This window comes from Occallatibacter sp. (genome assembly GCF_035317045.1).
GTDB lineage: Bacteria > Acidobacteriota > Terriglobia > Terriglobales > Acidobacteriaceae > Telmatobacter.
This window is the reverse complement of record NZ_DATHHT010000013.1, coordinates 96,646-106,570: the sequence shown is the minus strand read 5'-3', so window position 1 is coordinate 106,570 and position 9,925 is coordinate 96,646. Positions and strand designations below refer to the sequence as shown.

Here is a 9,925-nt window from a genome sequence, read left to right as displayed (position 1 = left end):
GCACGCGCCCCTCTCGATCAGTCTCGCGCTTCTTATCGTGCTCAGCGCGTGCAAGTCCGCTCCCAATTCTGTGGCCCCTGTTCCCGGTGCGTCGGCGGCTTCAGGTCGTGTGCGGCCGCAAGTGGCTACCAGCTCCGGCTTCGACTACTACCTGTTGAACCTCTCCTGGTCGCCGGAGTTCTGTTACTCGCATCAGGATGCGCCAGAGTGCGCAACGCACTCCACCTTCGTCCTGCACGGACTCTGGCCGCAGAACACCAGCGGAGGCTACCCCGAGAAGTGCTCCGACGCGCCCGGACCGAGCGATCCATCGGCCTTCAAAGACATCTATCGTGACCAGGGGTTGCTCGAACACGAGTGGAGCACGCACGGCACCTGCTCTGGCCTGAGTGCCGATGATTTCTTCAACAACGCGCGCATTGCCTACCGTTCCATCACCATTCCGCCCACGCTTGCGGGCCTCACATCGCAGACATCGATGCCGCCTGACGAAATTGTCTCGCTTTTCACCCGCGCCAATCCTTCGCTTTCTCGTGGCAGCGTCGCCATCAGTTGCGGCCACAACTTCCTCACCGCCGTCGAAGTCTGCCTCGACAAATCACTCCATCCCATCGCCTGCGGCCCCATCCGCTCCTGCCGCGCCAACACCGTCCGCATTCCGCCGCCACGATAGCCACACACACTGGAATTCGATATGCCGATACCAGTCACTTCGATAGCGGCGGCATCATACTCAATGGAGGAACCATGAAAGCTGCCACGGTTGTAGGCATTCTGCTGATTATCGTCGGGATTGTGGGCTTCGCACTGGGTGGATTCAGTTTCACTCACGAAAAGAAAGATGTTGATCTAGGTCCCTTGCAGGTTTACCACAAGCAAACGCGCACTCTACCGATTTCGCCAATTCTCAGCACACTCTCCCTGATCGCCGGCGTAGGGCTGGTGGTGGTTGGCACACGCCGCAAATAGCGACTCGACGCGAAGGAAGGGGTCTCCGGAGCAAGCAGCTAGCTCGTCACAATCTCGCTAAAGTCCGCAATCCCCGAGAACCCGCGCAGCACGCCATCAATCAGTCCAAGATGCGCGCCGCGCACCGCCGCATCCGGATCCAGCACCATCACCTTGTCGAAGAACGCATCCACGACCGGCCGCAGCGTAGCGATTTTCGCCAGGGCCTCGCCGTACGCGCGCTCCTGCCGCAGCTTCGCAACTTCGGGAGCCAGCGCATTCGCCGCATCGCGCAGCTTCGCAGCCTCGGGAGACAACGCCACCCCATCCGGCGAACCCATCGCAAATTCCTTCTCCGCCGCCTGCCGCAGAATATTGTTGATCCGCTTGAACGCCGCCGAAACCGCCTCGAAGTCTGCCGAAGCCCGCGCTGCCGTCATCGCCTGCGCCCGCGCCATCGCATCGCGCACATCGTCGGCATCAGCCGCCAACACGGCATTCACCACGTCATAGGCAAACCCGCGCACATCTTTGAGATAGAAATGCAGCCGCTCGCGCAGAAACGCTGACATTTCGCGCTGGTTCACATCATCGGTCAACGCGGAGTGGGCCACCTCGCTGAGCTTCAGCGGCAGGTCCGACTCCGCCAAGATCTTCACAATCGCGTTCGCCGCGCGCCGCAACGCAAAGGGATCCTTCGACCCGGTCGGCTGCAGCCCGATGCCGAACATCGCCGCGATTGTCTGGATGCGATCGGCGAGGCCCAGCAACTGCCCTTCGACGGAAACAGGAATGTCATCCTCGATTGAGGTCGGCATGTACTGCTCGTAGATTGCCAGCGCCACGCGCTCCCCCAGTCCCTGCGACCGCGCATACAGGCCGCCCACTACGCCCTGCAATTCGGTGAATTCCTTGACGAGCTCCGTTGTCAGGTCCGTCTTCGCCAGCCGAACCGCTTCCATCAGCGCGGCGTTATCGTGTTTCGCACCCGCTTTTGCGGCAACCTCTGACAACCAGCTCGCGGACTCGATGTTCTCCTCAGTCTTCCAGTGATACGACCCCAATTCTTTCTGGAACGTAACGTTCTTCAGGCTCTCCACGCGCTCTGCCAGCGGAACCTTCTGGTCGAAGTCCCAGAAGAAGCGCGCATCCTTGAACCGCGCCCGCAACACACGCGCGTTGCCGTGCCGGATGATGGCATTTCCCTCGTCATCGGCTTTCGTATTCAGCACCGCGAGAAAATGCGGCGCGAGTTTGCCGTCCGCTTCTTCAACGGCAAAGTACTTCTGGTGATCGCGCATCACCGTCACCAGCACCTCTTCGGGCAGTGCAAGATACTCCGCCTCAAAGTTCCCGAGAATCACCGATGGCCACTCTGTCAGGTGCGTCACGGTTTCGACAAGGCCCTCGTCTTCGCGCCAGCGTGCTCCGGCAACCGTCCGCGTTACCTTGTCTAGCGCCTTGCGAATTGCCTGCCGCCGCTCGGCGACATCGACCACGACGCTCGCACTACGCAGCGCATCGGCATACCCCTTCGCCGATCCAATCACGACCGGCGCATCTCCATGGAGGATGCGATGCCCCCGGCTGGCATTCGCAGCGTGGATACCCGCAATCTCCAGCGGCACTACCTCTGAATCAAGCATGGCCGCAACCCAGCGCACAGGCCGCACAAACCGTTCCGGCTTGCCCGCGCGCCAGTACATGTTCTTCGCCCAGTAAATGCCAAGCACTTCCTTCGGCAGATCACCGGCCAGCACCTGCGGTGCAGACACTCCCTTGCGCGTGATCGTTGCCCCGACGTACTCGCCTTTCGCCGTCGTTACCTTCTCAAGCGCGCTCACTTCCACGCCTGCCTTCTTCGCGAAGGCCTCCGCGGCCTTGGTGGGAGCGCCATCCTTGAATGCCACGCTCCACGACGGACCAGTCAGCTTCTCTTCCACACCGGCTTGCGTCGCGCGCACTCCTGCGACCAGCACTGCCAGCCGTCGCGGCGTCGAGTAGGTCTTCACCGTCGCGCTGGCTTCGAGTAACCGCTCGCGCGCCAGCAGCTCGTGCACGCGCCGACCCAGCTCTGCCTCGGCTCCCGCAATCATCCGGGCCGGAACTTCCTCCAGCCCAATCTCTAGTAAAAAGTCAGACATGAAATCGATTCTTTCCTTGAAACCATCAGCTGTCAGCTCTCAGCCTTCAGCTTCTTTCTCAATGAATCACTGTTTTCAGCCGATCTCTTGTTGATCTGGCTGGCACCCTTCACTGTCCTCTGAAAGCTGAGAGCTGCGAGCTAAGCGCAGGTCTGCTGCACCGCATACGCCTTCGCCACGCCGACCGTCAGTGCGCGAATCCTACCAATCACTCCCACCCGCTCCGTCACGCTGATCGCGCCTCGGGCATCCAGAATGTTGAACAGGTTTGAGCACTTCAGCGCCAGTTCGTAGGTGGGCAGCAGCGGAAACCGTTTCTTCTCGGCCGCCGTCGCCGTCTCGCTCGCCATCAATTCGTTCGCGCGCTTCAGCAGATCGTGCGCCTCGGCTTCATATAGCCTGAAGTGCTCCCACAGCTTCGGCACTTCGGCTTGTTCAAAGTTGTAAACCGAAAACTGCAGTTCTTCCGCCAGGCGCACTTCGCCATACGTCATCTCCGTACCCGTCTCGGGATCGCGCGCCCACACGATGTCGTAAATCGAATCCGCGTCCTGCAGGAACTGCGTAATGCGCTCGAGACCGTACGTAAGCTCGGCGCAGATCGGATCGAGATCCATTCCGCCGCACTGCTGGAAGTAGGTGAACTGCGTAATCTCCAGCCCATCCAGCATCACCTGCCAGCCCACGCCCCAGGCGCCCCCTGCTGGCCACTCCCAGTTGTCTTCTTCAAACTTAAGGTCATGCTTCGCAAGATCAATCCCAATTGCTTCAAGCGATTGCAGATACAATTCCTGCACATTGACCGGTGGAGGCTTCAGAATCAGTTGGAACTGGGTGTGCTTGAACAGCCGGTTGGGATTCTCACCATAGCGTCCGTCAGCCGGACGCCGCGAAGGCTGCGCATAGCCCACGCGGTACGCTTTGGGCCCCAGCACGCGCAAAAAAGTTTCCGGTGCCATGGTGCCCGCGCCCACTTCCACGTCATACGGTTGTTGCAGCACGCACCCGCGCTTGGCCCAAAACCCCTGCAGCCGAAACAACAATTCCTGAAAGGTCAGCGCTGATTCTTGCTGAGAAGTCGCTACCGATGTCGAATCCACAATACGGTCATCTCTTTCACTGGGACTGAAGGTGATTTTAGCAGTCAGTCACCGTTCACAAACCCCCGGTGCCTTAAGGATCGGGAGCACCTTATTGACACATTTCGAACACCCGAACATGTGCACCAAATCACAGTCCTCTCAACCCCGCCCCAACTTCTCTCACAACCTCAACCGAATCAATAGATCCCAACTGGTCCGAAAGTCGCATGCCGCTACCACGTTCCGCATCTGTTCCTGTGTCCACAACCTTCCTAAAATAAACAGGTAAGAGGAAGATCGCTTGCGCACGAGCACGAGAGTTTGGCTAGGCACGGCGGTCATCCTGACCTTGGCACAGGTTCTGGGGTCCGTATTGCTCCCGCGCGGGTATGCCCTCACCGCCATCAGTGACGTTGCACTAGCCCTGCTCTTGCTCGCGCTCTCGGTTGTCTTCGCCAAAAACGCCATTCCCACGCGCGGCCGCTTGCGCGCCTTCTGGATCATGCAATCGATCGGCTGGTTCATGTTGTGGGTCGATCAGCTCGGGTGGATGCTCTACGACCTGGTTTGGCAAAAGCCCGTGCCCACACCCTTTGCCATCGATGTGCTCCTTTTTCTTCCCGGAGTCCTCATGCTGGCAGGCTTTCTACTGCAGCCGCATCTGGAGCAGTCCAAGCGCAGCGCACGACTGGGAACGCTGGACTTTCTGCTCCTGATGGTGTGGTGGGTCTTCCTTTACGTCTACCTGGTCATCTGCTGGCAATACGTCTCGCCCAATGTCGACCTGTACAACCAAAACTACGACCGGCTGTACATGGTTGAGATCCTGGTTGTACTCGTCGTACAGTGTGTTCTTCTCAAGCGAAGCACGGGAGCATGGAGACGGTTTTATGCCTTCTATCTCGGTGCCGTGTTGTTCAGCTATTTCAGTTTCACTTTGGAGAACCGCGCCATTGAATTGAATACGTACTTCAACGGAAGCTGGTACGACCCTCTTTACGTCGCGTCCTTCGCCGTCTTCGTTATCGTTGCTTTAAGCGGGCGAGGCCTGCAGCATTGCCGCGACACCGGAGACCGCGAAAAATACGGTTCCTGGTTGGAGCGCCTCGCGATTCTCGCGGTTCTGTCTCTTCCCGTCATCGTCCTCGCGGCTGTGCTTGAACACGGTGTATCGCTCGAGATCATGCACTTCAGGGTGCTGGTGACGGCCGTTGCAATGTTTGCCATGGCTGCGCTTGTCTTCATGAAGCAGAAGCTGCTGCACCAGGAGTTGAAGCAAGCGAATCGGGTGCTGGAAGAATCATCCACCACTGACCCGCTGACGGGTATCCGAAACCGGCGCTTCCTCATGAGTTCCATCCAGGGCGATATCGCCCAGTGTCTTCGTAACTATGCTGAAGGGGCGGACGTTTCGGAACGCGATCTCATCTTCTACGCCATCGATCTTGACAACTTCAAAAAAGTGAACGACCAGCATGGTCACGATGCGGGGGACCGTGTGCTCATCGAGGCTTCGCGGCGCATCAGTTCCGCAATCCGCAACTCCGATCTGCTGGTGCGCTGGGGAGGCGAAGAGTTTCTGGTTGTTTCACGTTTCACAGATCGCCGCCAGGCTGCCATCCTCGCCGAGCGCGTGCTGGATGCGTTCCGGATAAAGCCCTTTGTGGTCGGCGAAGATGACGTGGTGCACCAGACATGTTCCATCGGCTGGGCGGCATTTCCGTGGATCGAGGACGATGCAGGCGCCGTTGGCTACGAAGGCGTACTGAAGTACGCCGATCGAGGTCTCTATCGCGCCAAGAAGGCGGGAAAGAATCAGGCGATCGGCATGGCCCCCTCGCGCGAACAAACCAATCCCGCAGAAGAGGATAAGGCCTCCTTTGAACCGCATCCGCCAGTCAAGCCTGCTGCTCATCCGGCAGAACAGCAGACGATCATTCCAATCATCGAAACCCTTAGTTGAATCCAGACGCGCTCATCGTATCGGTCCTCCATTCGGTCTACCCGCGCCTCTGTCGCCCTGCTATACTTCCTCCCACTTCAATCAAGGACATCACGATGCCCGCGACTTCCCTGCCCGACGTCGTCATTCGCCCCGCCACTTCCCAGGACATTCCTGTCTGCGCTGACATTTGCTATCGCGCATTCTCTGCTATCAACGCCGCCCACAACTTCCCTAGCGACGTCCCAGTCCCCGAAGTCGCCAGCGGCATCATTAGCGCTTGCTTCTCGGCTCCCGATTTTTACTGTCTGGTTGCCGAATCCAGGACCCCGGGCGACAGGTCTTCGCCGCTGGGGTGGGAGTCAGACGGTCGCATCCTCGGCAGCAACTGCCTTGACGAGCGCTCCATCATTCACGGCGTCGGCCCCATCACCGTCGACCCCGAGACGCAGAACAAGGGCGTCGGCCGCAAGTTGATGGAGGCCGTACTCGAACGCTCCCGGCAGCGCGGAGCCGCTGGTGTCCGTCTCGTGCAGGCTGCCTTTCACAACCGCTCAATCTCGCTGTACGCCTCGCTCGGCTTCGATATCCGCGAGCCGATCGCCGTCATGCAGGGTCGCACGCGCGAGCGCGCAATCCCCGGTGGCATCGTGCGCCCCGCCACTATCGCAGACCTCCCCGCGTGCAATTCACTCTCCCAGCGCGTGCACGGATTCGACCGCGGTACTGAACTCGCCCAGGCCATTCCGCGAGGTGGATCTCTGGTCGTCGAACGCGGTGGCCGCATCACCGCCTACGCATCGCACCTCGCCTTCTTCGGGCACGCCACCGCCGAATCGAACGCTGATCTCCAGGCGCTGATCGCGTCCGTCGATTCCTTCGCCGGCCCCGGTATCCTCGTTCCCTCGCGCAATGCCGAACTCTTCCGCTGGTGCCTTTCGAACGGCCTCCGCGTCGTCGAGCCCATGACGCTCATGTCCATGGGTCTCTACAATCAGCCCGCCGGCGCATTCTTGCCTTCGGTTTTGTTTTGAGAGTGCCTCTTTTGATTCGATAGAATTGTCGGCCCATTCCTCGGAGGTCAAACGATGCTTCCCATGCCGTCCACCATGTCTGACTATCAACTCACCATCGGCTCAATCTTCGAGCATGGCGTCCGGGTCCACAGCGAGAGCGAAGTTCTCACCTGGATGGGCGATCACGCGCGCAGCTCCACCTTCCGCGAAGTTGGCAACCGCGTGCGCCGCCTTGCCAATGCGCTCCAGCGACTCGGCATCAAACCCGGTGACCGCGTGGGAACATTCTGCTGGAACCACCAGGAGCACCTCGAAGCCTACTATGCCATCTCCTCGATGGGCGCTGTCGTCCACACGCTTAACATTCGTCTCTTCCCTGAGCAACTCACATTTGTGATCAATCACGGCGCGGACCGCGTCGTCCTTGTTGACGCCTCGCTTTATCCGGCGTTTGCCCGCGTCGCCAAGGACCTCCGCACGGTCGAACACATCATTGTTGTCGGCGACGCAGCCGGCCTGCAGGATAACCTTCTCCGCTACGAAGACCTCCTCGCCGCGGAAAAGCCGGAATTCACCTGGCCCGATGTCGACGAGCACTCTGCCGCAGCCATGTGCCACACCACTGGCACCACTGGCGACCCCAAGGGCGTCGTCTACAGCCACCGCTCGATCTATTTGCACGCTCTCGGCATTTGCGCGCCGTGGTGCCTCGGCTTGAATGTAAACGACCGCGCCCTTTCCATCGTTCCCATGTTTCACGCCAATGCATGGGGCATTCCTTACGCAGGCTGGCTCGCTGGCACCGACTTCCTTATGCCCGGCCCGTTCCTGCACCCGGAACCGCTGTGCCGCTTCATCACCACCTGTCGCCCCACGATCTCGGCGGCCATACCGACCATCCTCGCCGGAATGCTTCAACACGCTATCGCGCATTCTGTTGACCTCTCGCTCTTCCGCATCCTCTTCAGCGGCGGAGCGGCCCTGCCCCGCAGTGTCGCGGAGGGATTCCGCAAGCATTACAACGTCAAGGTTGTTCAAGGTTGGGGACTCACCGAAACCAGCCCCGTTGCCGCCTCAGCGCAGCCGCCGCGTCACTGTCCAAAAGACGAAGAGATCAACTGGACCACCAAGACCGGACGCATCATCCCCGGAGTCGAAATGCGTCTCTGCGACGGCGACACGGTTCTACCCTGGGACGATGAGTCGATCGGCGAAATTGAAGTGCGCGGTCCCTGGATCACTGCGTCCTACTACGGCAATCCTGCGCCGGAGCGCTTTCACAACGGTTGGCTGCGCACCGGCGATGTGGGAGTGCTCAACGAGCGCGGCTACCTGCGTATCACCGACCGCTCCAAGGACGTAATCAAATCCGGCGGCGAGTGGATCTCCTCCGTCGAGTTGGAGAACGCCATCACCGACCACCCCGACGTTCTCGAAGCCGCAGTCATCGGCGTTCCCGACAATCGCTGGGACGAACGCCCTCTGGCCTGCGTCGTTCCCAAAAATGGGGTGCCGATCGACATCGCCATCCTCCGCGCGCATCTCGCTTCCCGTGTCGCCAAGTGGTGGATTCCCGAGCGGTGGGCATTTATCGCCGAAGTCCCCAAGACCAGCGTCGGCAAATACGACAAGAAGAATCTTCGTGCCCAGTACGCCGCCGGCCAGATCAAAGAAATCCTCGATACTGGCGAGCGCGCAAGAAAAGAGAAACTCTCCGCCGACCTCGTCGGCTGAAGTCTTCTACGACTCAATCCTCAGAAATGGCCTCCCGAACGACCAAAAGGAGCCGAGGTCATTCGAGGTCATTCGAATTGGCGCATCCCTCCCACGTCTCAGAAGCGAGACATGGGGCCCCCGGGTTCGTGCGGGCATCAGTGAAAGACAATTGCGGGTCCCTCGGATGCCACTTTCATGACGCGCATTTTGCGTCATGAGTTGGAAATCACGATCGATCAGGAAATCCTCATAACACCATCCGCTCCAGCATCTCCCCCGACTTCAACTTCCGCTCCATGTGCCGCTCCAGGGACTGCATCGCAAACCGCCGCAGATCCTGCCCACGCCGCCGCGGCCACGTCTCGCCCGCAAACGCGCCCACCGGCGCCCGCAGCATCTTCAGCGCGAGTTGCCACGAATCGGCTGACAACTCGCTCGCATTGCTCGCGCGGTGCACATGACAAAACAGCCCGTCTGCAAACGCATTGAAACTCGTTTCGCCAGCGATAAGCGCTTCACCGCAGGCCGTGCAATGCGCAATGTCCGGCAGCAAACCCATCAGCCGCGTCATCCACAGCGCGAAGTACGTCAACGGCATCCACGGCTGCTCCACCGTCGTCTGCTCCAGCACCGAGACGATCAATCGAAACACCGTCTCCTGCGGATCATGCTCGGGCAGCGCCTGCTCCAGCACCTCGGCAAAAAAGCTCAGCACCGTCAGCCGCGTCGGGTCCACCGGCATCGAAAGCGGCGAACGCAAAATCTCCAGCTGATCCAGCCGCACCAGATCCTGCTTCGGCCGCTCTGCGAACCACGCCCGTGCCACTGTCATAGGCTCCAGCGCACCGCCAAATCGCTTGCGCGATTTCAGCGCAGACTTCGCCACGCCCGTCATCTTCCCATAGTCGCGCGTAAAAAAACTCACCACCAGGTCGGCTTCATGGACCGGCCACGTGCGCAATACCACGGCTTCTGAGTTAAGAACTGTCATGATTGTTCTTCACCAAGCCCAAACGCACAAACGCGCCCGCCGCAGCGGACGCGTTTTGAACTCGCGCAATCGTCTCTGCGCTACAA

Annotated in this window: 8 protein-coding genes; 5 read left to right on the top strand and 3 right to left on the bottom strand. The window is 59.9% G+C overall.

The genetic code is table 11. From position 1 onward, the window contains the following. Together VK574_RS06510 and VK574_RS06505 are read left to right on the top strand one after the other, a co-directional pair. A partial coding sequence (locus VK574_RS06510; RefSeq protein WP_472799016.1) for a ribonuclease T2 family protein occupies positions 1 to 673 on the top strand: 673 nt, incomplete at its 5' end. 74 nt (positions 674 to 747) lie between these two features. Further along, entirely contained in the window at positions 748 to 969 is a 222-nt protein-coding gene (locus tag VK574_RS06505) for a DUF3185 domain-containing protein (RefSeq protein ID WP_472799015.1), read from the top strand. 38 nt (positions 970 to 1,007) lie between these two features. Here VK574_RS06505 and glyS read toward each other — a convergent pair whose 3' ends face one another. Then, positions 1,008 to 3,092 carry a glycine--tRNA ligase subunit beta gene (glyS, locus tag VK574_RS06500; protein ID WP_472799014.1) on the bottom strand — a complete coding sequence of 695 codons (2,085 nt, stop codon included), beginning with the start codon at positions 3,090 to 3,092 and terminating at the stop codon, positions 1,008 to 1,010. A gap of 140 nt (positions 3,093 to 3,232) precedes the next feature. Continuing rightward, positions 3,233 to 4,192 carry a glycine--tRNA ligase subunit alpha gene (locus tag VK574_RS06495; protein ID WP_472799013.1) on the bottom strand — a complete coding sequence of 320 codons (960 nt, stop codon included), beginning with the start codon at positions 4,190 to 4,192 and terminating at the stop codon, positions 3,233 to 3,235. A 283-nt stretch (positions 4,193 to 4,475) separates the two neighbouring features. Here VK574_RS06495 and VK574_RS06490 point away from each other — a divergent pair, with 283 nt between their 5' ends. The 3 genes from VK574_RS06490 to VK574_RS06480 all read left to right on the top strand — a co-directional run bounded on the left by VK574_RS06490 (position 4,476) and on the right by VK574_RS06480 (position 8,866). After that, a complete protein-coding gene (locus VK574_RS06490; protein WP_472799012.1) occupies positions 4,476 to 6,137 on the top strand; it encodes a GGDEF domain-containing protein in 1,662 nt (553 codons plus the stop codon). A 95-nt stretch (positions 6,138 to 6,232) separates the two neighbouring features. Beyond that, a complete protein-coding gene (locus VK574_RS06485) occupies positions 6,233 to 7,150 on the top strand; it encodes a GNAT family N-acetyltransferase (RefSeq protein WP_472799011.1) in 918 nt (305 codons plus the stop codon). A 54-nt stretch (positions 7,151 to 7,204) separates the two neighbouring features. Then, positions 7,205 to 8,866: a long-chain fatty acid--CoA ligase gene (locus tag VK574_RS06480; protein ID WP_472799010.1), complete on the top strand. Its 1,662-nt coding sequence runs from the start codon at positions 7,205 to 7,207 to the stop codon at positions 8,864 to 8,866. A gap of 229 nt (positions 8,867 to 9,095) precedes the next feature. On the opposite strand, the gene recO is transcribed toward VK574_RS06480, so the two are convergent. Next, positions 9,096 to 9,839 carry a DNA repair protein RecO gene (recO, locus tag VK574_RS06475; RefSeq protein WP_472799009.1) on the bottom strand — a complete coding sequence of 248 codons (744 nt, stop codon included), beginning with the start codon at positions 9,837 to 9,839 and terminating at the stop codon, positions 9,096 to 9,098. Positions 9,840 to 9,925 lie beyond the last annotated feature (86 nt).

Bases quoted from the DNA above. Each gene is read 5' to 3' on its own strand.
- VK574_RS06480 (WP_472799010.1), top strand. From the start codon at position 7,205: ATGCTTCCCATGCCGTCCACCATGTCTGACTATCAACTCACCATCGGC.
- glyS (WP_472799014.1), bottom strand. From the start codon at position 3,092: ATGTCTGACTTTTTACTAGAGATTGGGCTGGAGGAAGTTCCGGCCCGG.
- recO (WP_472799009.1), bottom strand. From the start codon at position 9,839: ATGACAGTTCTTAACTCAGAAGCCGTGGTATTGCGCACGTGGCCGGTC.
- VK574_RS06485 (WP_472799011.1), top strand. From the start codon at position 6,233: ATGCCCGCGACTTCCCTGCCCGACGTCGTCATTCGCCCCGCCACTTCC.
- VK574_RS06505 (WP_472799015.1), top strand. From the start codon at position 748: ATGAAAGCTGCCACGGTTGTAGGCATTCTGCTGATTATCGTCGGGATT.